General features: G+C 61.2%; 26 protein-coding genes. 7 read left to right on the top strand and 19 right to left on the bottom strand.

Annotated elements, in window-relative coordinates:
* Nucleotides 1-31: 31 nt before the first annotated feature.
* The gene (locus CSE6_RS16395) at nucleotides 32-394 is read right to left on the bottom strand and encodes an RnfH family protein (RefSeq protein ID WP_059441013.1); all 363 of its coding nucleotides are present in this window, start codon (nucleotides 392-394) and stop codon (nucleotides 32-34) included.
* Entirely contained in the window at nucleotides 387-839 is a 453-nt protein-coding gene (locus tag CSE6_RS16400) for a type II toxin-antitoxin system RatA family toxin (RefSeq protein WP_003064868.1), read from the bottom strand. The genes CSE6_RS16395 and CSE6_RS16400 overlap by 8 nt, the downstream gene beginning before the upstream one ends.
* A 159-nt stretch (nucleotides 840-998) precedes the next feature.
* Here CSE6_RS16400 and smpB point away from each other — a divergent pair, with 159 nt between their 5' ends.
* A complete protein-coding gene (smpB, locus tag CSE6_RS16405) occupies nucleotides 999-1,472 on the top strand; it encodes an SsrA-binding protein SmpB (RefSeq protein ID WP_003054725.1) in 474 nt (157 codons plus the stop codon).
* 103 nt (nucleotides 1,473-1,575) lie between these two features.
* Nucleotides 1,576-1,974, top strand: a complete 399-nt coding sequence (locus tag CSE6_RS16410) for a DUF4259 domain-containing protein (RefSeq protein WP_003064869.1) — start codon at nucleotides 1,576-1,578, stop codon at nucleotides 1,972-1,974.
* 52 nt (nucleotides 1,975-2,026) lie between these two features.
* Here CSE6_RS16410 and CSE6_RS16415 read toward each other — a convergent pair whose 3' ends face one another.
* Nucleotides 2,027-2,320 (bottom strand): hypothetical protein, encoded by a 294-nt coding sequence (locus tag CSE6_RS16415; RefSeq protein ID WP_034379420.1) that lies wholly within the window; start codon nucleotides 2,318-2,320, stop codon nucleotides 2,027-2,029.
* Nucleotides 2,321-2,530: 210 nt separating this feature from the next.
* Here CSE6_RS16415 and alaS point away from each other — a divergent pair, with 210 nt between their 5' ends.
* Nucleotides 2,531-5,155 (top strand): alanine--tRNA ligase, encoded by a 2,625-nt coding sequence (gene alaS, locus CSE6_RS16420; protein ID WP_034355557.1) that lies wholly within the window; start codon nucleotides 2,531-2,533, stop codon nucleotides 5,153-5,155.
* 246 nt (nucleotides 5,156-5,401) lie between these two features.
* Here alaS and trmB read toward each other — a convergent pair whose 3' ends face one another.
* The 4 genes from trmB to CSE6_RS16440 form a co-directional block, all read right to left on the bottom strand.
* Nucleotides 5,402-6,136, bottom strand: coding sequence for a tRNA (guanosine(46)-N7)-methyltransferase TrmB (gene trmB / locus CSE6_RS16425; RefSeq protein WP_003074922.1), 735 nt, complete (start codon nucleotides 6,134-6,136; stop codon nucleotides 5,402-5,404).
* 29 nt (nucleotides 6,137-6,165) lie between these two features.
* Nucleotides 6,166-7,224: a tRNA glutamyl-Q(34) synthetase GluQRS gene (gene gluQRS, locus CSE6_RS16430; RefSeq protein ID WP_034379417.1), complete on the bottom strand. Its 1,059-nt coding sequence runs from the start codon at nucleotides 7,222-7,224 to the stop codon at nucleotides 6,166-6,168.
* 41 nt (nucleotides 7,225-7,265) lie between these two features.
* Complete coding sequence (locus tag CSE6_RS16435) at nucleotides 7,266-8,381, bottom strand: NAD(P)/FAD-dependent oxidoreductase (protein ID WP_034379415.1); 1,116 nt, start codon at nucleotides 8,379-8,381, stop codon at nucleotides 7,266-7,268.
* A 133-nt stretch (nucleotides 8,382-8,514) separates the two neighbouring features.
* On the bottom strand, nucleotides 8,515-9,453 hold the full coding sequence (locus CSE6_RS16440) for a LysR family transcriptional regulator (RefSeq protein WP_034355550.1): 939 nt from the start codon (nucleotides 9,451-9,453) through the stop codon (nucleotides 8,515-8,517).
* Between the two features lie 121 nt (nucleotides 9,454-9,574).
* On the opposite strand from CSE6_RS16440, the gene CSE6_RS16445 reads away from it, so the two are divergent.
* The 3 genes from CSE6_RS16445 to CSE6_RS16455 all read left to right on the top strand — a co-directional run bounded on the left by CSE6_RS16445 (nucleotide 9,575) and on the right by CSE6_RS16455 (nucleotide 11,477).
* The gene (locus CSE6_RS16445; protein WP_003064881.1) at nucleotides 9,575-10,276 is read left to right on the top strand and encodes a pirin family protein; all 702 of its coding nucleotides are present in this window, start codon (nucleotides 9,575-9,577) and stop codon (nucleotides 10,274-10,276) included.
* Nucleotides 10,277-10,345: 69 nt separating this feature from the next.
* Nucleotides 10,346-10,753 (top strand): DoxX family protein, encoded by a 408-nt coding sequence (locus CSE6_RS16450; RefSeq protein ID WP_012838442.1) that lies wholly within the window; start codon nucleotides 10,346-10,348, stop codon nucleotides 10,751-10,753.
* A gap of 169 nt (nucleotides 10,754-10,922) precedes the next feature.
* On the top strand, nucleotides 10,923-11,477 hold the full coding sequence (locus tag CSE6_RS16455) for a flavodoxin family protein (protein WP_034355547.1): 555 nt from the start codon (nucleotides 10,923-10,925) through the stop codon (nucleotides 11,475-11,477).
* Between the two features lie 149 nt (nucleotides 11,478-11,626).
* Here CSE6_RS16455 and CSE6_RS16460 read toward each other — a convergent pair whose 3' ends face one another.
* The 12 genes from CSE6_RS16460 to CSE6_RS16515 form a co-directional block, all read right to left on the bottom strand.
* A complete protein-coding gene (locus tag CSE6_RS16460) occupies nucleotides 11,627-12,412 on the bottom strand; it encodes a sulfurtransferase (RefSeq protein WP_059441014.1) in 786 nt (261 codons plus the stop codon).
* A 50-nt stretch (nucleotides 12,413-12,462) separates the two neighbouring features.
* Entirely contained in the window at nucleotides 12,463-13,314 is an 852-nt protein-coding gene (locus tag CSE6_RS16465; protein WP_059441015.1) for a MinD/ParA family protein, read from the bottom strand.
* A gap of 4 nt (nucleotides 13,315-13,318) precedes the next feature.
* Complete coding sequence (locus CSE6_RS16470) at nucleotides 13,319-14,113, bottom strand: GGDEF domain-containing protein (protein ID WP_051517656.1); 795 nt, start codon at nucleotides 14,111-14,113, stop codon at nucleotides 13,319-13,321.
* Nucleotides 14,114-14,153: 40 nt separating this feature from the next.
* Nucleotides 14,154-15,869 (bottom strand): SulP family inorganic anion transporter, encoded by a 1,716-nt coding sequence (locus CSE6_RS16475; protein WP_034355603.1) that lies wholly within the window; start codon nucleotides 15,867-15,869, stop codon nucleotides 14,154-14,156.
* A 38-nt stretch (nucleotides 15,870-15,907) separates the two neighbouring features.
* On the bottom strand, nucleotides 15,908-16,288 hold the full coding sequence (locus tag CSE6_RS16480) for a hypothetical protein (RefSeq protein ID WP_059441016.1): 381 nt from the start codon (nucleotides 16,286-16,288) through the stop codon (nucleotides 15,908-15,910).
* 58 nt (nucleotides 16,289-16,346) lie between these two features.
* The gene (locus CSE6_RS16485; RefSeq protein ID WP_034379410.1) at nucleotides 16,347-17,723 is read right to left on the bottom strand and encodes a DUF1329 domain-containing protein; all 1,377 of its coding nucleotides are present in this window, start codon (nucleotides 17,721-17,723) and stop codon (nucleotides 16,347-16,349) included.
* A 185-nt stretch (nucleotides 17,724-17,908) separates the two neighbouring features.
* Entirely contained in the window at nucleotides 17,909-19,384 is a 1,476-nt protein-coding gene (locus CSE6_RS16490; protein WP_034410149.1) for an amino acid permease, read from the bottom strand.
* 535 nt (nucleotides 19,385-19,919) lie between these two features.
* Nucleotides 19,920-20,714, bottom strand: coding sequence for an ABC transporter ATP-binding protein (locus CSE6_RS16495; RefSeq protein ID WP_003064901.1), 795 nt, complete (start codon nucleotides 20,712-20,714; stop codon nucleotides 19,920-19,922).
* 23 nt (nucleotides 20,715-20,737) lie between these two features.
* Nucleotides 20,738-21,622: an ABC transporter permease gene (locus CSE6_RS16500; RefSeq protein WP_003054767.1), complete on the bottom strand. Its 885-nt coding sequence runs from the start codon at nucleotides 21,620-21,622 to the stop codon at nucleotides 20,738-20,740.
* Between the two features lie 116 nt (nucleotides 21,623-21,738).
* The gene (locus CSE6_RS16505; RefSeq protein ID WP_034355528.1) at nucleotides 21,739-22,707 is read right to left on the bottom strand and encodes an ABC transporter substrate-binding protein; all 969 of its coding nucleotides are present in this window, start codon (nucleotides 22,705-22,707) and stop codon (nucleotides 21,739-21,741) included.
* Nucleotides 22,708-22,880: 173 nt separating this feature from the next.
* Nucleotides 22,881-23,210 carry a hypothetical protein gene (locus CSE6_RS16510; protein ID WP_152668596.1) on the bottom strand — a complete coding sequence of 110 codons (330 nt, stop codon included), beginning with the start codon at nucleotides 23,208-23,210 and terminating at the stop codon, nucleotides 22,881-22,883.
* Between the two features lie 39 nt (nucleotides 23,211-23,249).
* Nucleotides 23,250-24,953: an electron transfer flavoprotein-ubiquinone oxidoreductase gene (locus CSE6_RS16515; RefSeq protein ID WP_059441017.1), complete on the bottom strand. Its 1,704-nt coding sequence runs from the start codon at nucleotides 24,951-24,953 to the stop codon at nucleotides 23,250-23,252.
* 257 nt (nucleotides 24,954-25,210) lie between these two features.
* Here CSE6_RS16515 and CSE6_RS16520 point away from each other — a divergent pair, with 257 nt between their 5' ends.
* Nucleotides 25,211-25,633, top strand: coding sequence for a thioesterase family protein (locus tag CSE6_RS16520; protein WP_012838431.1), 423 nt, complete (start codon nucleotides 25,211-25,213; stop codon nucleotides 25,631-25,633).
* The last annotated feature ends 130 nt before the right edge of the window (nucleotides 25,634-25,763 follow it).

Consider the following 25,763-nt stretch of genomic DNA (forward strand, 5'->3'; position numbering starts at 1 on the left):
CTTCTGAAGGCGCTTTTTTGAGTCCTGTTGGCTAGTAACCCGCCTTGGCTCCGTCTCTCTGACGTTTGAAAAGTCCGGCGCTGCGCGCACCCTGGCGGGCAAAGCGTTCGCGTCGGGCAACCTTGGGGTCTACGGTCAGCGGGCGATAGACTTCCAGACGATCGCCATGTCTGAGAACCTGGCCCGGATTCGCGACCTTGCCCCAGATACCGACCATGCCGGCCAAGGGTTCGGGCAGTGGCAGGTTCGGCAATGCTGTTGAAGCGGTCACGGCGTCCAGCGCCTGCTGGACGGTGCTGCCTGCGGGAAGCTGCAACAAGGCTTCCTGCACCGTACCGGAGCAGGGCGATATGCAGACCATGATGTCGATCACCTCCGGCAGTGCATCAGCCATAGATTTGCTCGGCTCGCTTGATGAAGGCGTCGACCATGGAGCCTGCAATGCGGTCGAAGACCGGGCCGATGATGGCGGCTACGGCACCGTTCTCGAAGCCGTAGTCCAGCTGCAGCTCGACCTTGCAGGCGCGCTGCGTGCCGTCGCCAACAGGATGAAAGCGCCAGTGGCCTTCAAGGCGCGAGAAAGGTCCCTTGACCAGACGCATGCTGACCTGCTTGCCGCCGTCATCCATGCTACTGTTCGTGTTGCGCGTCACGAAAGACTTGCGCAGTCCGCTGAACGCAATACCCACCTCGGCTGTCATGCCTGTGTCGTCCTGCTCCAGAATCTTGGCATGATCGCACCAGGGCAGAAAGTCGGCATAGTGGGCCACGTCCGTCACGAGGGCAAACATTTCTTCGGGGCTGTACCAGATGAGGACGGACTTGTTGACGTTTTTCATGAACAAAGAGCAATCAGCAGGGCGCAAGAGCAGGGAATTGGCCTAGGCCAATGCACCCAGAGGCGCGATGCGAAACTAAAATCATCGCTCAGAGGCGAGACGGCAATCCAGTATTGTAGGGAGAGCTTTCATCTCCGGTCCGCCTGCAACTAATATTCCATGGCCAAGAAACCAGAAACATCGTCGCGCATTGCCGACAATAAAAAAGCAGCTTTCAACTATTTCTTCGAGGAGCGCCACGAAGCCGGCATGGTGCTGCACGGCTGGGAGGTCAAGGCCCTGCGCAGCGGCAAGGTGCAGCTCACCGATGGCTATGTGCTGATCAAGGACGGCGAGCTGTTCCTGCTGGGCTGCCAGATCAACCCGCTCAAGACGGCTTCCACCCACGTCAATCCCGACTCGGCACGTATCAAGAAGCTGCTCTTGAAAAAGGACGAGATCAAGCGCCTGGTCGGCAAGGTCGAGCAAAAGGGCTATACCCTGGTGCCTATCAATCTGCACTGGAAGAACGGTTACGTGAAATGTGAGATCGCCCTGGCCAAGGGCAAGGCCGAGCATGACAAGCGCGACGTGATCAAGGACCGCGAAGGCAAGCGCGAGGTGGAGCGCGCCATGAAAAACCGCAACCGTTGACCTGCGGCGCCTGAATCGATCTTCCGCACTGACACAGTTCTGACATCAAGGCCCGCTATGTTGGGCCTTGCTTTACTGACATATCGCAGCAAGGAGTTTGGTCATGGGCACTTGGTCGCACGGCAATTTCGATAACGACACCGCATTGGACTGGCTGGCGGATATCACGGGCCAGCTCATCGATGAAATTGCCGAGGCCCTGGACTCGCCCGAGGCCTTGCAGGCGGGCGAGTCTGAGTCCGATCTGGTTCCCTGCCGCATCGAGCTGCTGTGCGCCATGGCCGAGGGCGGCATGCATCCGCTATGGCCGGATCTGCAGACGCTGGAGCAATGGAAAGCCACTTATCTGCAGGCCTGGGACCAGAGCATCGACGAGCTGGAGCCCGAAGAGGGCTACAAGCAGGACCGTCGCATCGCGATCATCGAGACCTTCGATCGCATGATCGCGCTGGCTGCAGCAGAAGAGGAAGAGGGCGCGGACGAAGACTGGGGCGAAGAGTAAGCCCGCCAGTCACCCAGGACGCCTGCCCCGGGCTTGCCGCGTCGCGGCTGCCTCAAGGGTTTTCGCCGTAGCGGGTCTTGAAATCGAACTCCAGGCGTTCGCAGTCCTGAGGGGTTTTGAACTCCTGGGTCTTGCGCTCGGCCTCGGGCTTGGCCGTCTGTTTCCAGCAGATCTTGATGGTTTCTGCCTCCGTCCAGCGCTGCTTGCTGAGCGGATCGTCCATGAACTGGCCGATGAGCATGAGCGCGCCAAAGATGATCACGGGCAGGGCGATGAGCCAGACGACCAGGCGGTTTTTGGCGGGGGCAGCGGGCTTGGAGGTCTCGGTTTGGGGTGAATCGCTCATAGTGGTTGCCGATTATCCGCAAGCCGATGATGAAGACATTAATGCAACGCATGAAAATTCATGATCGCCGTTATCGGCACAAGGCCGCGCGGGTATGTAGCCGCAAACCTATAATGTTCGGCTGATTTGCCTGTCTGCGCAGCTCCTGAAAAAGCAGCGCCGGGCCGTACTGATCGCAGGCGTCATGCAGGCGTCTTCATACCAAACACCATGAGTACACCCACTTTTTCCGTTGCGGACATCCGCAAGACGTTCCTGGATTTCTACGCTTCCAAGGGCCACACGGTTGTCGCGTCCAGCTCGCTGGTTCCCGGCAACGATCCGACGCTGATGTTCACCAACTCCGGCATGGTGCAGTTCAAGGACGTGTTCCTGGGCACGGACAAGCGCCCCTACAACCGCGCAACTTCGGTGCAGGCCTGCCTGCGCGCCGGCGGCAAGCACAACGACCTGGAAAACGTGGGCTACACCGCGCGCCACCACACGTTCTTCGAAATGCTAGGCAACTGGTCCTTCGGCGACTACTTCAAGAAGGAGTCCATCGAGTGGGGCTGGGAGCTGCTGACCAAGGTCTTCGGTCTGCCCGCCGAGAAGCTGCTGGCCACGGTCTATCACGAAGACGACGAGGCCTATGACATCTGGAAGAACGTCATCGGCCTGCCTGCCGAGCGCATCATCCGCATCGGCGACAACAAGGGCGGCAAGTACAAGAGCGACAATTTCTGGATGATGGCCGACACCGGCCCCTGCGGCCCCTGCTCGGAAATCTTCTACGACCACGGCGAGCACATTGCCGGTGGCCCTCCCGGCAGCCCGGAAGAAGACGGCGACCGCTTCATCGAGATCTGGAACCATGTGTTCATGCAGTTCGACATGAAGGAAGACGGCTCCGTGGTGAAGCTGCCCGCACCTTGCGTGGACACCGGCATGGGCCTGGAGCGCCTGGCTGCCATCCTGCAGCATGTGCACAGCAACTACGAGATCGACCTGTTCCAGGCATTGATCAAGGCTGCCGGCCGCGAAACCCGCACCGAAGATCTGAGCACTCCTTCGCTGAAGGTGATTGCCGACCATATCCGCGCCACTTCCTTCCTGGTGTCCGACGGCGTGATTCCTTCCAACGAAGGTCGCGGCTATGTGCAGCGCCGCATCATCCGCCGCGCCATCCGTCACGGCTACAAGCTGGGCCAGAAGACTCCCTTCTTCCACAAGCTGGTGGCCGACCTGGTGGTGCAGATGGGCGATGCCTATCCCAAGCTCAAGGAGCAGGAAGCGCATATCACCAGCGTGCTCAAGGCCGAGGAAGAGCGCTTCTTCGAGACCCTGGCCAACGGCATGGAAATCCTGGACAGCGCTCTGGCCGGCGATGTCAAGGTGCTGCCTGGTGATGTGGCCTTCAAGCTGCATGACACCTACGGCTTCCCGCTGGACCTGTCCAACGACGTGGCGCGCGAGCGTGGCGTGACGGTGGACGAAGCCGGCTTCAATGCCGCCATGCAGCACCAGAAGGAAACTGCCCGCGCAGCCGGCAAGTTCAAGATGGATCGCGCGCTGGAATACACGGGGGACGCCAATGTGTTCACCGGCTACGACAAGCTGGCCGAGGCTGCCAGGATCGTCGCGCTGTACGCCGATGGCGTGAGCGTGAACGAGCTCCAGGCCGGCCAAAACGGTGTCGTGGTGCTGGACACGACCCCCTTCTACGCCGAATCCGGCGGCCAGGTAGGCGACCAGGGCGTGATTGCCGCAGGCGGCAACCGCTTTGCCGTGGAAGACACGCTCAAGATCAAGGCCGATGTATTCGGTCATCACGGCGTGCTGGAAGCCGGCAGCCTGAAGGTGGGCGATGCCGTTGAAGCACAGGTGGATACCGCCGTGCGCGCAGCGACCATGCGCAACCACTCGGTCACACACATCATGCACAAGGCCTTGCGCGAAGTGCTGGGCGGCCATGTGCAGCAAAAGGGCTCGCTGGTCAATGCCGAGCGCACCCGCTTCGACTTTGCGCACAACGCCCCCGTGACGGCCGAGCAGATCCGCGAGATCGAAGCCCGCGTGAATGCCGAGGTGCTGGCCAACACCGCCACCGACGCTCGCGTGATGGACATCGAAAGCGCCCAGAAGACCGGCGCCATGATGCTGTTCGGCGAGAAGTACGGTGAAACCGTGCGCGTGCTGGATATCGGCTCCAGCCGCGAGCTTTGCGGCGGCACTCACGTCAGCCGTACCGGTGACATCGGCCTGTTCAAGGTGGTGGGCGAATCCGGCGTGGCCGCTGGCGTGCGCCGTATCGAAGGCATTACCGGCGAGAACGCGCTGGCCTATCTGCAATCGCTGGAGTCCACCGTGGACCAGGCTGCAGCCGCTTTCAAGGCCCCTGCAGCCGAGCTGACCAACCGCATCGGCGGTGCGCTGGATCAGATCAAGGCACTGGAAAAGGAAATCGCTGCGCTCAAGGGCAAGCTGGCTTCCAGCCAGGGCGACGAGCTGGCCACGCAGGCCGCCGACGTCAATGGCGTCAAGGTGCTGGCAGCCAAGCTCGAAGGCGCCGATGCCAAGACCTTGCGCGACACCATGGACAAGCTCAAGGACAAGCTGGGCGCGGCCGTGATCGTGCTGGCTGCCGTGGACGGCGACAAGGTGCAGCTGGCTGCAGGCGTGACCAAGGCTGAAACTGCCAAGGTCAAGGCCGGCGAGCTGGTGAACTTTGTGGCCCAGCAAGTGGGCGGCAAGGGCGGTGGCAAGCCCGATATGGCCATGGCCGGCGGCACCGATGCCGCAGCCGTGCCCGCAGCGCTGGCCAGCGTGCAAGCCTGGGTGGCCGAGCGCCTCTGAGCCGAGCGCCTGTAAGGCGAGCGTCAAAAGGCAGCTTAGGCTGCCTTGACCCAAAACAAAACGCTCCTCAATGAGGAGCGTTTTTTATGGCTTGGAGCGAAACCCTTGCGACTGGCGCTGACCAAGATCCGAGATGCCGAGCAAGAGCCGCCTCGCGGCGAAGGCATCGTCCCCCTTCCATAGCGCGAAGCGCGTAGAGAAAGGGGGCGCCCGGCTAGGGGAAGGCGCAGAGCGCCTCAGGGGGTATTACTTTTTCCTGAACACCAGGTCCCAGACGCCATGACCGAGGCGAATGCCGCGGTTTTCGAATTTGGTCAGCGGACGGTAGTCGGGCTTTTCGGCGTAGTTCTCGGCCGTGTTCTGCAGCATGGGTTCTGCGTTCAGCACTTCCAGGATCTGCACCGCATAGGGTTCCCAGTCGGTGGCGCAGTGGATGTAGCCGCCGGGCTTGATGCGAGCAGCCAGCTTGGCGATCAGTGGGCTCTGGATCAGGCGGCGCTTGTTGTGCTTTTTCTTGTGCCAGGGGTCGGGGAAGAAGATGTGCACGCCGTCGATCGAGGCTTCGGGCAGCATGTTGTCGATGACTTCCACGGCATCGTGCTGGAGGATGCGGATGTTCTCGATCTCCTGCTCGCCAATGCGCTTGAGCAGCGCGCCCACGCCGGGCTCGTGCACTTCGCAGCACAGGAAATTATCGTCGGGGCGCACGCGGGCGATATGGGCGGTGGCTTCACCCATGCCGAAGCCGATCTCCAGAATCAGCTTGCCGTCGCGGCCATAGGCGGCAGCGGCGTCCAGAGGAGCCTTCTGGTATTGCAGCAGGAAGCGCGGACCCAGTTCTTCAAAAGCCTTGGCCTGGCCTGTGGTGGTGCGGCCGGCGCGGCGTACATAGCTTTTGATGGTCTTGGGATAGGCCACGCCTTCGGGCGCCTGGCCTTGGGATGCTGCGGATGCGTCAGCGGCTGGCACGTTTTCGGCCATATCGGTGGTAGGTGTTGGATTTGAAGAAGTCACGGGGCGATATTGTAGGTTTGGCGCCAGCACCGGACCCAGAAGTCCAGCGCCAAAGGCAAGGCGCTTGCGGGGCTTTCGCTGCTGGAGGATGCGGCTGCGGGCGCTTGTGGCAGGCCGAGCTGCTGCGCCGCGCCAGAAAGCACGGTCAGCGGCTGGCTGACATCCACGGCGGGTGCGCCATGCTGTTTGGAGAGCTTTTCTCCGTTTTCCATGCAGACCAGCGGCGTGTGCAGATAGCGCGGCTGGGTCAGGCCCAGGGCGTGCTGCAGCACGATCTGGCGAGGGGTGTTGTCGGCCAGGTCTTCGCCGCGCACCACATCGGTGATGCCTTGCTCGGCATCGTCGACGACCACGGCCAGCTGATAGGCCCAGAGCCCGTCCGCTCGGCGCAGCACAAAGTCGCCCACGCTGGCGAGCAGGTTTTGCTGCTGGGCGCCCAGACGCTGGTCCTGCCATTGCAGCATGGGGCGCTTGCTTTCCAGGCAAGAGTGCCCGATTGCTATGCTTTGCGTAGCTGCTTGCGCTTGTTGATAGAGTGTTTTGGGTTGATTCTCTTGTAAGTCATGTACCTGCTGCTCCAGCGCAAAGCGCCAGGCTCTGGCAGGCTTGCCTTGCAGGCCATGACGGCAGGTGCCGGGGTAGGGCCGCTCCACATGGCGCTCGTGAGTCAGTCCCTGTGCCAGCCAGGCGGCTTCGATGTCCTTGCGCGTGCAGCCGCAGGGGTAGGCCATTTTTTGCGCCTGCAGCTGTTGCAGCGCTTTTTCATAGAGTGCGTGGCGCTGCGACTGCCAGACCACGGGGGCATCGGAGTGCAGGCCGCAGGCGGCCAGTTGGCGCAGGATTTCCTGGTCGGCACCAACCTGGCAGCGTGGCGGATCGATGTCTTCGATGCGAATCAGCCAGCGTCCGTGGTGGGCGCGTGCATCCAGCCAGCTGGCCAGTGCCGCGACCAGAGAGCCGGCATGCAGCGGCCCGGTGGGAGAGGGCGCAAAGCGCCCGATATATGGCCCCGTGCAGGGAGCGCTGGAGGAGGAACGGGAGAGGGCCGCAGTCATGAGGGACGCCATCTTACGCCCCTTGACTGCGCGCAGTTGGCTCAGGCCAGGGCCAGCCCCATTTCCAGACCCGAGACAAAAGCGTCTTCCACCCGCATGCCTATGCACCAGTCCCCGCACAGGCTCAGGCCGACCGAGGGGTCGTGGCTGAACGGCCTGCCCAGGGGCGCCAGCGTCTGGGCATGCTGCCAGAGGTAGACGCTGGCATGGCGCGGCGCAACGCGGATGCCCGTGATCTCGCCGAAGGCCTTTTGCAGCTTGGCAAGCACGCGCGTGGCGTCGTCGTGGCGGTGCTCGTTGGACCACAGCGGGTTGGCATGAATCGTCCAGCGCTCGGTCTGGGCGCGGCCGGGTTTGGAGGACTCGCGGGCCACCCAGGCAACGCGCTCATGCGTGCTGCGTGCGGCATTCCACTGCGGGCCCAGTGTGGTCAGTCCGGCCTGCGCGGCCATGGGGTAGGACAGCGTCATGGCCCAGCAGGGGGCCATTTCCACAGGGGCCAGGGTCCTGGCCAGGGCCGCCCCCTGCGGTGCGGTCTGCAGCAGCTGCGCGGCCACGGGCGCCGGCACGGCCAGCACCACGGCATCGAAGTCGGCAGCAATCTGCGGGCCATGGTCTTCGGTATCCAGCATCAGGGACCATTGGTGGCGGCTGTGGTTGCTGCCGCTGGCAATGTGGTGGCTCATGGCGCGCAGGGACTGGCCCAGATGCAGGCGTCCGGCATCCCATAGCGGCGCTGCCCAGGCCAGTGGCAGCGATTGCATATCGGGCATGCCGACCCAGTGGGTCTCGCGCACCGGCGTGTGCTTGTCGACTCTGCGGCCCTGGGCGTTGCGGGTCTGCACGCTGTTCAGGCTCCAGGCGCGCAGATTGCCGGGCGTGGTGTCCAGCACTTGCTGAAAGCGCGGGTCGCGTACGGTGAAGAACTGGGCCCCGATGTCAAAGCTGCCGTAGGGGCCGCTGACCGAGCGCATGCGTCCGCCGGCCTGGGTCAGGCGCTCATAGACATGGACGTCGTGCCCGGCCTGCATCAGCGTGCGGGCACAGGCCAGACCTGCAATGCCCGCGCCGATGACGGCAATGCGCTTGGCACCGGTATGCGGGGAAGGGGAAGAAGCGGAGGCAGTTGCGGACGCGCGAGTGCGGGAAGCATTCATGAAAAAGCCTTTTCGACACCGTTTGAGTTCTAGCGTAGCAGCTATCCAAAAGATAGCAAGTGCTGCTTGTGCTGAATTGTTGCAGCGCAACTCACTCTACACCTCCCGCGTGATGGCTGCGACGCGCAGCAGCTTATTGACGGTGATGGTTTTCCATAAGCGCCTTGCGCGTGGCGGGGCTTTCCAGTTGCGTCAGCCACCACTGGAGGGCACGTCCAGGCGTACGGTGGGCGGGACCGGGCCATGCATAGTGCAGGCGCAGATTGCGACTGGCGCGCTGCACCTGTCTTGTGACCAGCAGGCCGGCATCCAGATAGGCCTGCACCATGCCGCGTGGCAGAAAGCCGGCGCCAATGCCGCGTATCTGGGCCTCCAGCTTGGCCTGCATGCTGTCCACGGTGAGCACGTCCTGGCCGTTGACCAGGCCAAAGCTGGTGTTGCTGCGCACGCCGGAGTCGGCCACGGCCACCATGCGATGGCGCAGCAGCAACTCGTCGGACAGCGGCTCGTCGAGTCTGGCCAGAGGGTGGTGTGGCGCGACGGCGAAGACGAAATCAATCTCCCCGATTTCGCGCGTCTGCAGCTCGGAGACATTGCTGGTGTTGACCGCCACGCCAATGGCCAGATCGGCATGGCCGCTGGTCAGCACTTCCAGCGTGCCATTGAGAATGCCGTCACGCAGCTTGAGTGTGGTGGGCGGAGTCAGTGCATAAAAGGCTTCGACCAGCTCGAAGATGGGCGTGCGGGCCACGGCCCCGTCGATGACGATGGTCAGCTGCGGCTCCCAGCCCGTGGCCACGCGCTTGACGCGGTGCGCCACGGCATCGATCTCCTGCAGCAGGCGGGCGCCTTCGCGCAGCAGGGCCTGGCCGGCCTCCGTGGCCTGGGCATGGCGCGAGCTGCGGTCAAACAGCAGCACATCGAGCGCATCTTCGATCTGGCGCACGCGGTAGGTCAGCGCACTGGGCACCAGGCCCAGGGAGCGCGCAGCGGCGGCAAAGCTGCCGGTTTCGGCAATGGCCTGCAGCATGGCCAGGCTGTCGGGGGTGAGCACATCGCGGGAGCTGGGCATGGTGAGATTGATGATTCAAACAGTTTGAATGATGCCATCAACGCCGTTCAGCCACAGCCTGGCAGGTGACTTCTACAGTAGAGCCCATAGAGACAGTCACTTGAACGAAAGGAAGCACACCATGATGACTCTGCGCAAATCCCAGGAACGCGGCTACGCCGACCACGGCTGGCTCAAGTCCTATCACAGCTTTTCGTTTGCCGGTTACTACGACCCGCGCCATATGGGGTTCGGCAATCTGCGCGTGATCAACGAAGACCGGATTGCCCCCGGCACAGGCTTTGGCTCGCACGGCCACCGCGATATGGAAATCATCAGCTATGTGCTCGAAGGTGCGCTCTCGCACAAGGACAGCATGGGCAATGAAACTCCCATCCTGCCTGGAGAGGTGCAGCGCATGAGCGCGGGCTCGGGGGTGGTGCACAGCGAGCAGAACTATGCCAAGGAGCAGACCACGCACTTTCTGCAGATCTGGCTGCTGCCCGCACGGACGGGTATCGAGCCAGGCTATGCCCAGAAGACATTCAGCGAGGCGCAAAAGCGTGGACGTCTGTGTTTGGTGGCTTCACCTGACGGTGCCGAGGGCTCGGTTCCCATGAATGCCGATGCACGCTTGTATGCCGGTCTGTTCGATGCAGAAGAGGCTGCCGATGTGGCCCTGCCAGCCGGTCGCAAGACCTATGTGCACCTGGTGCGTGGCGAGCTGGACGTGAATGGACAAAAGCTGACAAGCGGCGACGCTGCACTTATTGAAAATGAGGAGCGCCTGCGCCTTGCCAATGGCCGGGCTGCGGAAGTTCTGGTGTTTGACCTGGAACCTTGAGTCTGACGATTTCAAGGCTTGTACTGATATGAACCAACGCGGCCCTGGGTCGCAATGACTGGAGTTTAAATGTTGAATCAATTGCGAAATCCTCTGGACCTGGTGGGCCGTGTGCTGATTGCCCTGCTGTTTCTGCCAGCAGGCATTCAGAAAATCAGTGGCTTTGCGGGCACCGTGGGTTATGCCGCATCGGCGGGCATGCCCATGCCTCAGGTAGCGGTGGCGGTGGGCCTGGTGATCGAGATCGTGGGCGGTCTGGCCATATTGCTGGGTTGGCACACGCGCTGCGCGGCCTTGATCCTGGGATTTTTCACGCTGATCGCCAGCTTCTTCTTCCATAACTTCTGGGGCGTGCCCGCAGAGGCCGCCATGATGCAGCAGTTGCTGTTCTGGAAGAACATCGCCGTGGTCGGGGGCCTGCTTGGCTACGCCGCCCATGGGGCAGGCGCCTGGAGCGTGGACGGCCGCAAAGGCTGAAGCATGAAGAGCACAAGCTGAAAGTGCGCAAGCGGTCATAGCTTTGATAAGCTAGCGCGCTCTCGCAAGACAAGGCCTGCCGGGTGTCAATCCGGCGGGCCTTTATTTGGTACAGATACAGGATGGCGCGGCGGATGGCCGCGCCGATGCAAGCAGGAAAGAAGAAATCATGAGCAATATCGTTGTGGTCTACCACTCCGGCTACGGCCATACCCAGCGCATGGCGCAATCCGTGGCCCAGGGCGCGGGCGCACAGTTGCTGGCCATCGACGCCGATGGCAATCTGCCCGAGGGCGGCTGGGAGCAGTTGGCCGCGGCCGATGCCATCGTCTTCGGCGCGCCGACCTATATGGCCGCTCCGAGCTGGCAATTCAAGAAATTTGCCGATGCCTCGTCCAAGGCCTGGTTTGCCCAGGCCTGGAAGGACAAGCTGTTTGCCGGCTTTACCAACAGCGCGAGCGTGCAGGGCGACAAGCAGGTCACGCTCGATTATTTCTATCACCTGGCCATGCAGCATGGCGGCGTGTGGGTGGGACTGGGCCTGCTGCCTTCGAATACCAAGGCCGCCCAGCGCAACGATGTGAACTGGATGGGCAGTTTCTGTGGTGCCATGGCGCAGTCACCCTCTGATTCATCGGCCGGCGAGATGGCCGGCGGTGATCTGGAAACCGCACGCCAGTTTGGCGAGCGCGTGGCCAAGGCTGCAGCACGCTGGGCCAGATAAGCGTTCGGCTAAGTTGGGTGCTATCCAATTCAAAGCGGCTAGCGATGGTCCTGCAGGGGTTTCAGAGATGAATGTTTCTGAAACTTAGCCTGAGCCAGCGCTAGCAGCTTAGTTTTTGATAGTGGCGTTGAGCGCCATCTTGGCGCTGCTTACTCCGCGTCCTGTTCCATCAGATGCTTTTTGATGGGGCGGGGGTGAACCAGCTCGGTGCGCGACAGATCGGTGCCCAGCGAGTCGCGACCGTCAAAGACGAAGCAGCCGCCGTCGTAGAACTTGCCGTCGGTCTCCTCGAAATATTTGAGGATGCCGCCTTCGAGCTGGTAGACGTTTTCGATGCCTTCGTCCTGCATGAGGATGGCGGCCTTTTCGCAGCGGATGCCGCCAGTGCAATAGCTGACCACGGTCTTGCCGGCGAATTCGTCCTTGTGCTGGCGCAGTGCGGGCGGGAATTCGGTGAACTTGCTCAGGCGCCAGTCGATCGTGCCGGCAAACGCGCCTTCGTCCACTTCGTAGTCGTTGCGCGTGTCCAGCGTCACCACCTCGCGGCCCTCGTCGTCATGGCCTTGCTCAAGCCAGCGGCGCAGCGTGGCCGGGCTGACCGATGGCGCACGGCCATGGGCGGGTCGAATGGCGGGATGATCCATGCGGATGATCTCGTTCTTGACCTTGACCAGCATTTTGCGAAAGGGCACGGTCTCGGACCAGCTTTCCTTGGGAGCCAGGTCGGCAAAACGCGGGTCTTGCTTGAGCTGGTGCACAAAGCCGCGAACGGCCTGTGCAGGACCGGCCAGGAAAAAGTTGATGCCTTCTTCGGCCAGCAGCACCGTGCCCTTGAGGCTCAGGTCATTTGCGCGCTCCAGCAGCGTCTGGCGCAGCTGGTCGGCGTCGGGCAGGGGCGTGAATTTGTAGCAGGAGATGTTGAGTATGTCGGCCACGTCGATATCCGGGGGCGGCCGCGCGGCTGCTGCATCGACGGTGATGCAGCTCAGACCGGGGCCGTCAGCTCTGCCTTGATTTTATTGGACAGCTGTGCCACTGCGAGGGATGCGGGTGCTCCGGGCATGGCCTGCAGCAGCAGCTGTCGGCGCATCACGGCCTCGCGCACGGCGGAGTCGACCGGAATATCGCCCCAGTGGGTCAGCTGCAGCGGCTGGCCGGACTCGGTGGTCACGAAGCGGTTGAGCACCTGCTGCAACTGGCCCGTGATGGCGCGGCCATCGCCGGGGCGTTGCGCCTGGTTGATGACCAGACGGATCTGTTGGCGCTTTTGCTGCAGGGCCAGCACCTTGATGGCAGCGTAGGCATCGGTCAGCGATGTGGGCTCGGGCGTCGCCACGACCAGCACTTCGGTTGCCAGAGAGACGGAGAACAGCACCACATCCGAGATGCCGGCACCGGTGTCGAGCAGGATGATGTCGTAGCGCGGGCGCAGCAACTCCACCGTGCGCATGAACTGGGAACGAATCTCGGGGGTCAGGCGCGAGTACTCGATCATGCCCGAGCCGGCCAGCAGCACGGAATAGCCGCCCGGCGTGGTCAGAATGGCATCTTCCAGCGTGGTGCGACCCGTGAACACATCGTGCAGCGTGACCTTGGGGTAGAGGTTGAGCACTACATCCAGATTGGCCAGGCCCAGGTCCGCGTCCAATACCAGCACGCTGAAGCCATGACGCGTCAGCGCAGCAGCCAGATTGGCCGAGACGAAAGTCTTGCCGACACCGCCTTTGCCGCTGGTGACGGCAATGATGTGGGCCTGCTTGTTGCGGCCAGGCGCCCGCAGGGCATCTTCCATGGATATATGAGCGGGCAAAGTAGGGTGAGGGGCCAAGGTGTCCATCGTCTCAAGGCGTTATGACCTGGCTTGCGGCGTCGGTGTTTACGTCTGGTGCTGTATTGTCAGAGACATTTTCCTCTAACGAAGCGGCAGGCAAAGGGCTGAAAAGGAGGCTTTTTTCCTCGGCACTCACCGTACTGTCGGGCGGATCCTCCACGCAGACGCAGTTGCGTCCCGCCGATTTGGCCAGGTAGAGCTGGCGATCGGCACGCTCGGTCCACAGTTGCGCCGTGCTGCGAATCCATTGCTGGGCGTAGACCCCGCCGATACTCACAGTGACCTTCAGCGACTGGCCCGAGGACAAAGCGATGGAGTTGCTTTCGATGGCCTGGCGCAGGCGCTCGGCGACCGCACGGCCCTGATGCGCAGGGCACACCGGAAGCACTATGGCGAATTCTTCACCACCGAAGCGCGCCAGGGTGTCCATGGGGCGAATGATTTCGGACAGGGTCTGTGCCACGGATTGCAGCACCATATCGCCGGCGATATGACCGTGCTCGTCGTTGATCTGCTTGAAATGGTCGATGTCCAGCATCAGCAGCAGTGCGGTTTCTCCGGAGCGGGCCACGCGGTCGATTTCGCGCTCGATCACGGAGCGGAAATGGCGTCGGTTGGCCAGCCCCGTGAGGGGGTCGCGCAAAGACAGTGCGCACAAGCCATCAATGAGTGCTTGCAGGTAATGGGTGGGAGTGTCAGTGGGCAGACGGTTATCGCTACCGCCCGCGCGAGTCACCAGATTGTGTGCGGTGGCAAGGCGCAGATCGCGCAAAAACACGGATTGGTGGGGGGCGGATGAAGTCACGACAAACTATCAATGATGACCGTCAGTGTAGCAGCGACCCCTAGCTTTTTGTGGATGTAGGCTTTTCGTCAGCGTTGATCCGACTCAGTTCTGTGGGGAAATTGCCAAGCGTTCGCAGAAAGTCGGCATCCGTGCGATAGAGCCTGATGGGGCTGCCTTCCTTGTGCAGCAGTCCGGCGCGTTCCAGCCTTTGCTCGGCCGGCAACTTCAATCCCACCACGTGCAGCAGACCGCCGCGCAATGCGACCAGGCGTTCCAGTCGGGCAAAGGTTTCGACTCCGGTGATGTCTATGCTGTTGATGGACTGCATCAGCAGTGCCAGGTCTTTGGCCTGGGGCGTTTGCTGCAGTGCATCGGCCGCGTAGCGCTCAAGTGCCGTGGCCGTGGCAAAGTCCAGGTCTGCATCCATGCGCAGAGCCACGACTTCAGGTGCCAGGGGTGGCAATTGCCAAAGCAGACGGCTGCGCAGGCTGCCGTCGGGATGCTCGCCGACCTCGATGATGCGCGGGTGCAGATGGTGATAGAGGTAGTAAGCCTGGCTGAGCATGATGCCCGCGAACACACCCCAGTACATGCGCGGGGCGGTGACGATGGTCAGCACCAGCGTGGCGACGCTGATGCTGGCTTCGACCTTGGAGATCCTGAAAAGCTTGAGAATCGCGCTGGGCTTGACCAGGTTGAGCACGGCGGTGATCACGATGGCAGCCAGCGTTGCCTGGGGCACATGGTAGAGCCAGGGAATGAACCAGAGCACGACCACAACCACCAGCAAAATGGAAAAGACGTTGGCATAGCCGGTCCTGGCGCCTGCGAGCAGATTGACGGCAGAGCGTGAGAAAGATGCGCTGGTGGCAAAGCTGCCGAACAGGCCGGCGCTGATCTTGGACAGGCCCTGGGCGATCAAATCCTGGTTCTCGTTCCAGCGCGTGCCGGCCTGCTGATGTTCGACCTGGGCGCTGGACGCGGTTTCCAGAAAGCTGACCAGGGAGATGACCAGCACGGGCATGACGAGGGCGCCGAACTGCTCCCAGTCCAGCATGCCGGGCCATTGGAAGCTGGGCAGTCCCGCAGGCAGGTGGCCGATCACGGCTCCGCCCGCATCGGCGAAGCCCGTGAGCCAGCTGATGAACCCGCTCAGACCGATGATGAAAATGGCCGAGGGAAAAGCAGGACGCCATTTCTTGGCCAGCATCAGCAAGCCCATGCTGACCAGGCCGTAGGCGATGGACTGGATGCTGAACAGATAGATGGACGGCGAATGCCAGACGGTGGACCAGTCAGCGCGCATGCCCAGCAGGGTGGGCAGCTGCGAAGCCAGAATCAGCAGCGCAGCAGCCTGGGTAAAACCTGCCAGTACCGGCGAGGTGACCAGATTGAGCAGCCAACCCGCGCGTACCACGCCCAGACTCCATTGAACCAGGCCCGACAGAATGGCCATCCATGCAGCGAGCACCACCCACTGGGCCGAGCCCGGTTCGGCCATGCCGGTCAGAGAGGCGCCGATCAGCAAGGCGCTCAGCGCCGTCGGCCCCACACCCAGGCGGGGCGACGGACTGAAGAGGATGGCCACCGCAGCAGGAATGATGGAGGCATAGATGCCGGTAATCAGCGGCATGCCCGCCAGCGCGGCGTAAGCCACGCCCTGGGGCAGCAACATCAGGCCCACGGTCAAGCCGGCCCAGAACTCGCCGCGCAGCAGGCCAAAAGTCGGTTTTGGCCAATTAAGAAAGGGCAGCCATCGGGCCAGTGATTGCATGGAAGTCATGATTGCGGCGAACTAAATCGTCTGCAAGCTTAGTCGGGCTTTGTTGTGCAGGGATTAAAACAGGACGAGGCTGCGACCTTGGCCGAGCGGGACGCCTTGTTCCAAAGTGACTCGAGGCGTTGTCCGAACCGGGCCCGCATGGCAGCGATGGCGGCAAGGGTGTCGGCGGATGGCCGATGAGTCCGGAAGGGGTCGCCCGCCAGATCCGCGCCCTGCCATGCGACCGGGTGGGTCGCTGGCTGCTTGTGAATGATGTTCACGTTGAAATCGACTCGAAGACAAAAAAAACGACGCCAGCTGCTATGGTTTTCAATGCTGGCACCGTGTTTCATCCTAGCACGCAGCCTGCGCATATGCTGGGGTGCGCTCCAGTTTCGGGGCAGGAGCGGCCATAAAAAAGAGAGGCTCATGGCCTCTCTTTGCACCTTGCGGTGCGGTGCGCGCAGTGGCTGAGCCACCTGTTGTCTATCAGTTGCCCAGGTTGCGAATCGCCTCGGGCGTGTACTGGCTGGGCTTGAGGTCGTCCTTGCCCAGAATCGGTGCCTTGGGGCGCTCCTGGACCAGATTCATGCTCACATAGGAGCCGGCATTCAGGTCATAGTAGAACGATGTGCCCGCGTGCCATTTCTTGATGTCGTAGGCATAGTAGTAATTGATTTCACCGTGCTGCCACAACTGGCCGCGTGCGTCGTAGAAGTCACCCGAGACGGCGTGGCCGGTGTCTTCGTCGATGAACATCACACGCTTGGAGTACAGGTGTCGGAAGCCGGGCTTGAGCTTGCCCTCCAGCACCCAGACGCGGCGCAGTTCATAGCGGGTGTAGGCAGGGTTGGGATGACCTGGCTTGAGCAGATCGGCGTATTTCATCTGCTGGTTGATGCGGAAGGTGTTCGCAGGAATGAACATCTCGCGCTTGCCGTGCATGGTCCACTCGTAGCGCTCGGAGCCGCCGTTGAACAGGCGCTCGGAGTCGATGGTCGCCTTGCCGCTGGTGCCGGGGGAGGGCTGGTCATAGCCGAACTCGGGCAGCTGGCGCACGCGGCGAGTGCCGGGATCGTAATTCCAGGCCAGGCGCTTGTCCGTGCCAAAGTTCATGGGCTCGATGGACAGAATCACTCCGCCTTTTTCGCGCTCGGGCAGGATGGAAAAATTGGTCACATAAGCGTATTTGCCCTCGTTGGGCTTGCCCAGATTTTCCTTGGAGTCATAACGACTGAGCTGGATATAGCTGGTGCGGCCCCAGGCGATATCGCCGCTTGCGCCCACCAGTGCCATGTCACGTTCCACCTCTTCGGTGCTGGCGCGGCTGGGCATGAGGTTGTTCCATAGCAGTTCCAGCCCGGTCTTGGGAATGGGGAAGGGCAGAGCGCCCATGAAGCCCTTGACTCCATTGCCGTCGTTGACTACCTCGGCTTCCAGTGCATTGCGCTTGATGACGGCGCAGATGTCGTCGTCATAACGGAAGTCGCGGTGGCCCGGATAAACGGGAATGCGCATGGTGGTGGGGAACTTGGCGAGTAGCGCCTTCTGACCGGCGCTGAGCTTGTCGCCATATTGCGCCATATTGGCGGCCGTGATTTCGAACAGCGGCTTTTCGTTGGCGTAGATATCGGGCTGGAACTGTCCCACGGACTTGGTGAACTTCACGCCGGGAGGAACGCCCAGGATCTTGCCCGTGAATGGCGGGATGCTGCCGTCGGCATTGCCGGCTTTGATGGCGCCGGTGCAGGTCAGCTCCTTGCCCAGCTTGTCGGCTTCCGTGGCGGGAACCTTGGCACAGGCGGCTCCTGCGCTCAGCAAACCTATGCACAGCATCAGTGCTGCGCTCATCGTCTTTTGTTGCATTGCTCTTGTTTTCCTAGTGAAAAAACCTTGCAGGCCGTTGCCTGTGAGCATTTATTTTTCAGATATTTGTCATGACATGAATCGTCTGTTGAGACTAATCGACGGCATTCGAGGCAGGCCCAGAACGCAAAAAAGGCAGCGCCGTTGCCGGCGCTGCCTTGGGCGGGATCAAAAATGACTAGGTATTAACGCGAGCCGTTCAGATCCATTTCCGAGTATTTGACGATCTTGGTGCCCTTGACCCATTTGTAGCCAAACCAGATGACCAGGAAGAGAGGCAGGCCGATATAGGTGGCGATGGCACCGACCCAGTCGATCTGGTCCTTGATCAGGTTCTCATAGTTCTGGCCCAAGGTGATGATCAGGCACAGCACAAAGGCGAAGATGGGGCCGAAGGGGAAGGCCGCTGCCTTGTAAGGCAGCTGGCTCATATCGTAGTTCTGCACTTCGCAGCCCTTGCGGAAACGGTAGTGGCTGATGGCAATGCCCAGCCAGGCGACGAAGCCACACATGCCGGACAGATTCAGCAGCCAGATGTAGACCACTTCGGGGCTGAAGATATTGGTCAGAAAGCACAGGGCGGCAATCACGGTGGTGGCGATCAATGCCAGCACGGGCACGCCGCGCGTGTTGACCTGGGCAAACAGCTTGGGCGCCATGCCCTGCTTGGCCAGCGCATACAGCATACGGGTGGAGGCATACATGCCGGAGTTGCCGGCCGACAGCACGGAGGTCAGCACCACGGCATTCATCACGGCGGCGGCACCCAGCAGGCCGGCACGTTCGAACACCAGTGTGAAGGGGCTGACGGCGATATCGCCCAGATCGTTGCGCAGCAACTTGGGATCGGTATAGGGAATCAGCAGACCGATGATGAGGATGGCAAAGACGTAGAACAGCAAAATGCGCCAGAACACCTTGCGCACGGCCTTGGGCACATTCTTGGCGGGATCTTCGGATTCGCCGGCGGCGATGCCGATCAGCTCCGTGCCCTGAAAGGAAAAGCCCACCACCATGGCCACGCCGATCAAGGCTGCAAAACCGCCCGCAAACGGCGCGTCGCCTATGCTCAGGTTGGCGATATTGCCCCAGATACCGTCAGGCGCGCCACCTTGCAAAATACCGAAGATCATCAGCACGCCGATGGCGATGAAGACCAGCACCGTTGTGACCTTGATGGCAGCAAACCAGAACTCGGATTCGCCAAAGCCCTTGGCGGACAGTGCGTTCAGGCCGAACATCAGTGCCAGAAACAGCGCACTCCACAGCACGCCGTTGGTGTCGGGGAACCAGTAGGCCATCACCAGCTGCGCCGCAACCAGGTCCACGGCAATGGTCACGGCCCAGTTGTACCAGTAGTTCCAGCCCAGGGCGAAGCCAAAGCCTTCATCCACGTACTTGGCGCCATAGGTGGCAAAAGAGCCGGAGACTGGCATGTGCGCGGCCATCTCGCCCAGACTGGTCATCAGGAAATAAACCATCAGGCCCACGATCATGTAGGCCAGCAATGCGCCGCCGGGGCCTGCTTGCGAGATGGTTGCGCCAGAGGCGACAAAAAGACCGGTGCCGATGGAGCCGCCGATGGCGATCATCGACATATGTCGGGCCTTGAGGGAACGGTGCAAGCCACCGTTGTCAGTTTTTGCTTGGCTATCGCTCATGAGAGATATTGGTTTTTTGCGGATCATGAAGCCTTGGCGGTCCTGGCTGGTAAAAGCCTCGGCCTCATGCCCGTTTGTTGCGCCCTGATATCAGGAGTCCCCGGATATCAACGCGGTCAGCGTGAACGGCGATGACATGCATCGTGCTCAGTGGCTTCCGATAGGGTGCAGATTGTGAGCGATTTGCGCATGAGCCGTACAGCATGAGCTGTGGATCAGGGCCGCTATGGCTTGAATCGATATCTAAGTGTTTGATATTTCAGAATTAATGACTGGATCGGAAATTCAAAAAAATATCCTTATATCTTCGTCAAATCGTCGGCGAGACTGGCTTCATACTCGGCCTGCATTCAGTAGGGCTCTGTCTATTTGATTGTTTTATTGTTCATTTCGTCAAAAATAAATGCCGAAATGTCAATGTTGGTTGTCGATAGTTTCTATCTTGAGATGAAAAAAGCCGCCAGCCAATGGTTATCAAGGACTGGCAGCTTCTTTTTTGATAGTGACCTGTGTGTGGTCAGGTCGTCGGCTTGAATCAGCTGAGCAGCAAGGCGTCATCCGCGAGCTTCTCGCCACGCACCTTCTCGAACATATGCAGCAGGTCGGGCACGTCCATTTTGGAGCGCTCTTCGCCGCTGACGTCCAGCACCACATTGCCCTGGTGCAGCATGACGGTACGCGTGCCCACATCCAGCGCCTGGCGCATGCTGTGCGTCACCATCATGGTGGTCAGATTGGCTTCCTGCACGATGCGTGCCGTCAGCTGCAGCACAAAGTCCGCGGTGCGCGGGTCCAGGGCGGCAGTGTGTTCGTCCAGCAGCAGAATGCGCGAAGGCTGCAGCGCCGCCATCAACAGGCTCACGGCCTGGCGCTGTCCGCCCGAGAGCAGGCCGATGCGGTCGGTCAGGCGATTTTCCAGACCCAGGCCCAGCGTGGCCAGACGGTCGCGGTACAGCTCGCGATTGCTGGCCTTCACTGCCTTGGACAGGCCGCGGAGATTGCCGCGCTCGTGTGCCAGCGCCATGTTCTCTTCGATGGAAAGGTCTTCACAGGTGCCGGCCATGGGGTCCTGAAACACGCGGGCCACCTGCTTGGAGCGGGACCATACCGGCATGCGCGTCATGTCGATGCCGGCAATTTCGATCTTGCCCTTGTCCACGCTCTGGTCGCCCGAGACGCAGTTCAGAAATGTGGACTTGCCTGCGCCGTTGGAGCCGATGACGGTCACGAACTGACCGTCGGGGATGGACAGCGACAGGCCGCGCAGGGCGCGGGTTTCGATCGGCGTGCCGGGATTGAAGGTGAGTTCGAGGTTTTGTGCGTTCAGCATGGTGTTCTCCGCCGTCCTTCTTCTTACTTGCGCTTGCTCAGCTTTTTCTTGATTTGCGGAATCACCAGTGCGATGGTCACCAGCACTGCTGTCACCAGATTCAAGTCCTGTGCCTTGAGGCCGATGGCATCGATATTGAGGGCCGCAGCGATGAAGAAGCGGTAGACCACGGCGCCGAGCACCACGGCCAGCGTGGCCCAGATGATCTTGCGCGAGGGCAGGATGGTTTCGCCCACGATCACGGCCGCCAGACCGATGACGATGGTGCCGATGCCCATGGAGATGTCGGAGCCGCCCTGCGTCTGCACGAACAGCGCTCCGGCCAGACCGACCAGGCCATTGGAAATTGCCATGCCCAGCAGAATCATGGCGCCGGTGTTGACGCCCTGGGCGCGGGCCATGCGGGCGTTGGAGCCCGTGGAGCGGATGGCCAGACCGCGTTCGGTGGCAAAGAACCAATCCAGAGCCAGCTTGGCCACGATGACGAAGCCCAGCATGATGAGGGGGCGCATCACATAGTCGTCAATGTTCGCCGGCTGCAGCATGGTGAACAGAGTGGGTTCGTTGATCAGCGGCACATTGGGGCCGCCCATGATGCGCAGGTTGACCGAGTACAGGCCGATCATCATCAGGATGGAGGCCAGCAGGTCCATGATCTTGAGCTTGACGTTGAGCCAGCCTGTGATGAAGCCCGCCACGGCACCGGCAGCCGTGCCGGCCAGCGTGGCCAGCCAGGGGTTGGTGCCCGTGGAAATCAGAATGGCGCACACCGCACCGCCAAGGGGAAAGCTGCCGTCGACCGTCAGATCGGGGAAACGCAGCAAGCGAAAGGAGATGAAGACGCCCAGCGCCACCAGGCTGAAGATCAGGCCAATTTCAATGGCACCGAGGATGGAAAATAGAGACATAGAGAGAGCGACAGGCGCGGCAAACGTCTAAAAAAATCGGCAGGGCCATGTTGCCACGGCACCTGCCGCTGTGCTGGCACCGCCTGAGAGCGGCAGTGCTGGCGACAGGGAGTGGATTACTTGACCACGGTAGCGGCGGACTTGATCAGCGCGTCGGACAGCTTCACGCCTTGCTTTTCAGCGGCGCCGGGGTTCACGAACAGTTCCATCTTGGTAGAGACTTCGGGCTTGATGTCGCCGGGCTTCTCGCCCTTGAGAATACGCGCCACCATGCGGCCTGTCTGTTCGCCCAGATCGCGGTAGTTGATGCCGTAAGCGGCCACGGCGCCACGCTTGACGGAGTCGGTGTCAGACGCCACCAGAGGAATCTTGGCGTCCTGGCCAACCTTGACCAGCGATTCGTAGGCCGACACCACGTTGTTGTCGGTGTTGGTGTAGATCACGTCCACCTTGCCCACCAGCGAGCGTGCGGCGCTGGAGACGTCCACCGAGCGGGGAGCTGCAGCCGTCACCAGAGTCCAGCCCATCTTGGGCAGCAGGGCCTGCAGTTCCTTCACGACCACGGCGGAGTTGGCTTCACCGGGGTTGTAGACCATGCCGATGCGCTTGGCATTGGGCACGACCTGCTTGACCAGATCCATCTGCTTGTCCAGGGCCAGCAGGTCGGAAACGCCGGTCACATTGTTCTTGGAGGGTTCCCAGCTGGCGACCAGCTTGGCGGCAACGGGGTCGGTCACGGCAGAGAACACGACCGGCACGGTCTTGGTCGACGCGATCACGGCCTGCGCGGAAGGCGTGGCGATGGCGACGATGGCATCGGGCTTGTCACCCACGAACTTGCGCGCGATCTGGGCAGCCGTACCGGTATTGCCCTGTGCACTCTGGTATTGCCACTTCAGGGACTTGCCTTCTTCGTAGCCGGCTGCCTTCAGGGCATCCTTGACGCCGTCGCGCACCGCATCCAGGGCGGGGTGTTCAACAATGGCGGTCACGGCCACGGACTTGGTATCGGCGGCATAGGCACCCGACATGGCGGAAATTGCCAGGGCCAGTGCGCCCATGCGGGCCAAGGACAGCTGCTTCATGTGTATCTCCAGCGTTTGTTGTGTGTTGCAGGTGAATTAAGACGGCAGTGCGTGATGCGCGTCGCCTCGCGGCAAAGTCTACTGCACCGATCTGGCTGTCTTCGCGATTGAGATAACCTTGTTTATCCCTATACGATGATCGCGAAAAAATGGCATGAAAGCTGCGCAAAGCGCTAATTGGCAGGAGTTAGAGTGTGTGGAAGCAGGGCAATGGCGCGCAATATTGCGTTGAGCGAGGCCGGATTTTGGTTTTCTACTGCATTTTTCCTGCGCCTTGTGCGATATGGGCAGGCATATTGATGCAATTGCCTGTTTTTTGAACATTGCTCTTTCTGCACCGGCAAGCGATCTTCATTGAGTGATTCGCGGCGATTGCGGTGGCATGCGTTTTTGCTGTGATGCTGCAAATTTGTGGGCATTTGGCAGCCTGCGTTGCTAAAAACATTCAGCCCATGAAAAAAGCCTGCGCAGCAATGGCTGGCGCAGGCTTTATGGAGCAGCATCCGGAGCAGCTGCAGCCGCCGAATGCAATCGTGGACGGATTACATACCTGAGTAGTTGGGGCCGCCGCCGCCTTCGGGTGTCACCCAGACGATGTTCTGTGTCGGGTCCTTGATGTCGCAGGTTTTGCAGTGCACGCAGTTCTGTGCATTGATCTGCAGGCGCTGCTTGCCGGCATTGGCTTCGTCCTCGACGAATTCGTAGACGCCTGCGGGGCAGTAGCGCTGCTCGGGACCGGCGAACTTGGTCAGGTTCACGTCGACGGGAACGCTGGCGTCCTTGAGCGTCAGGTGAGCAGGCTGGTTCTCTGCATGATTGGTGCTGCTGATGAACACGCTGGAGAGGCGGTCAAAGGTCAGCTTGCCATCGGGCTTGGGATATTCGATGGGCGTGCAATCGGCTGCAGGCTTCAGATAGGCATGGTCGGGCTTGTTGCGATGCAGCGTCCAGGGGATGTTGCCGCGCAGCACGAACTGCTCCAGGCCGTTCATGATCGAGGCGGTGGTCAGGCCCTTCTTGAACCAGGCCTTGAAGTTGCGTGCCTTCCACAGTTCCTCATACAGCCAGCTGTTCTCGAACGCATAGGTGTAGGCGGTCAGTTCGTCACTCTGGCGACCTGCGACGATGGCTGCGTAGGCAGCTTCGGCGGCCAGCATGCCGGTCTTGATCGCGGCGTGGCTGCCCTTGATGCGGCTGACGTTGAGGAAGCCGGCTTCGCAGCCCACCAGCGCGCCGCCGGGGAAGACAAAGCGGGGCAGGCTGGAGATGCCGCCGGCCGTGATGGCACGGGCACCGTAGGAGATACGCTTGCCGGGCTTGATGCCATTGGCTTCGTCACCTTCCAGGTAGTAGCGGATATTGGGATGGGTCTTCCAGCGCTGCATCTCCTCGAATGGAGACAGATAGGGGTTGGAGTAATCCAGGCCGGTGATGAAGCCCAGCGTGACCAGATTGTCTTCCAGGTGATAGAGGAAGGCACCGCCGTAGGTGTCGCTCTTCATGGGCCAGCCTGCGGTATGCAGCACCATGCCGGGCTTGTGACGCTTGGGGTCGATTTCCCAGAGTTCCTTGATGCCCAGACCGTAAGTCTGCGGGTCGCGGTTGGCGTCCAGGGAGTACTTGGCGATGATCTGCTTGCCGAGGTGGCCGCGCGCACCTTCGGCAAAGATGGTGTACTTGCCGTGCAGTTCCATGCCCAGCTGGAAGTCGCCCGTGGGCTCGCCTTCCTTGCTGATGCCCATATTGCCGGTGGCCACGCCCTTGACGGAGCCGTCTTCGTTGTAGAGCACTTCGGCAGCGGTGAAGCCGGGGAAGATTTCCACGCCCAGGGCTTCGGCCTGCTCTGCCAGCCACTTGGTGACAAAGCCCAGGCGAACGATGTAGTTGCCTTCGTTATGGAAGCACTTGGGCAGCAGCCAGTTGGGCGTGCGCAAGGAGCTCTTCTCGCCGAGGAAGACCATGGCGTCTTCGGTCACCGGCTGGTTCAGGGGAGCACCCTTTTCCTTCCAGTCGGGGATCAGCTCGGTCAGCGCGCGAGGATCCATGATGGCGCCAGACAGCGTGTGTGCGCCAGGCTCGGAGCCTTTTTCCAGCACGACTACGGAGACATCCTGACCTTTTTCGGTCGCCAGTTGCTTGAGGCGAATGGCAGTGGCCAGGCCACCGGGGCCACCGCCCACCACCACCACGTCATATTCCATGGCCTCTCGCGGGCCGTACTGGGCCAGGATCTCTTCGTTTGTCATCGGGAAAGTCTCGCTTGATATTGGATTGGGAAAACTGGCGTGCGCGGCCTTGGCAGGTGCGTCTGCAAAAACCGCGATGCGGGCGATTCTATGCTGACAGCCCGGCACGACCGTGCAGATTTGGCGACAGCGCATCAATCGGTGTTGCGGCAAAGTCCATAGGCTAGTGATCGCCCCAGGGCGTGCCATCCCTCAAAGAAACTAGAACAAGGTGGTGATGCAGTTGCAAATCTCGTTCAATCAGGAGACATACCGGCATGAAAATCGAGCTGCCCGAGCTGAAGAAGCAGGTCTATGAAACGCGCTTTCCCGTACGCTGGGGCGATATGGACGCCATGGGGCATGTCAACAATGCCCAGTACTTTCGCTATCTGGAAACTGCGCGCATCGACTGGATGCGCGGCATGGGCCTGAATCCGGACCCCGCGGGGCAGGGGCCGGTCATCGTCAACGCCTTTTGCAATTTCTATCAGCAGCTTGCGTATCCCGACGAGGTGCTGCTCAAGATGTTTGTCAGCGATCCCGCGCGCACCACCTTTGAGACCTGGGCCACCATGGAGCGCGTGGCGCAGCCGGGAGTCATCTGCGCCGCTGGCGGAGGCACGGTGATCTGGGTGGATTTCCCCCGGCAGAAAGCCGCTGCGCTGCCGGACTGGATACGTTCGGCGGTAACGGCCTGAGTCCTGTTCGGAATTCCGTACACCAATCCAGATGTTGTCCGGAAAACCGATTGTGGTTATGCAAAAAAGTATTTTGAATATAAGCAAATCAAAGACTTGGACGTGATTTTTTGGCTGGCACGGTATGTGC

Source organism: Comamonas sp. E6, assembly GCF_001010305.1.
GTDB lineage: Bacteria > Pseudomonadota > Gammaproteobacteria > Burkholderiales > Burkholderiaceae_C > Comamonas > Comamonas thiooxydans.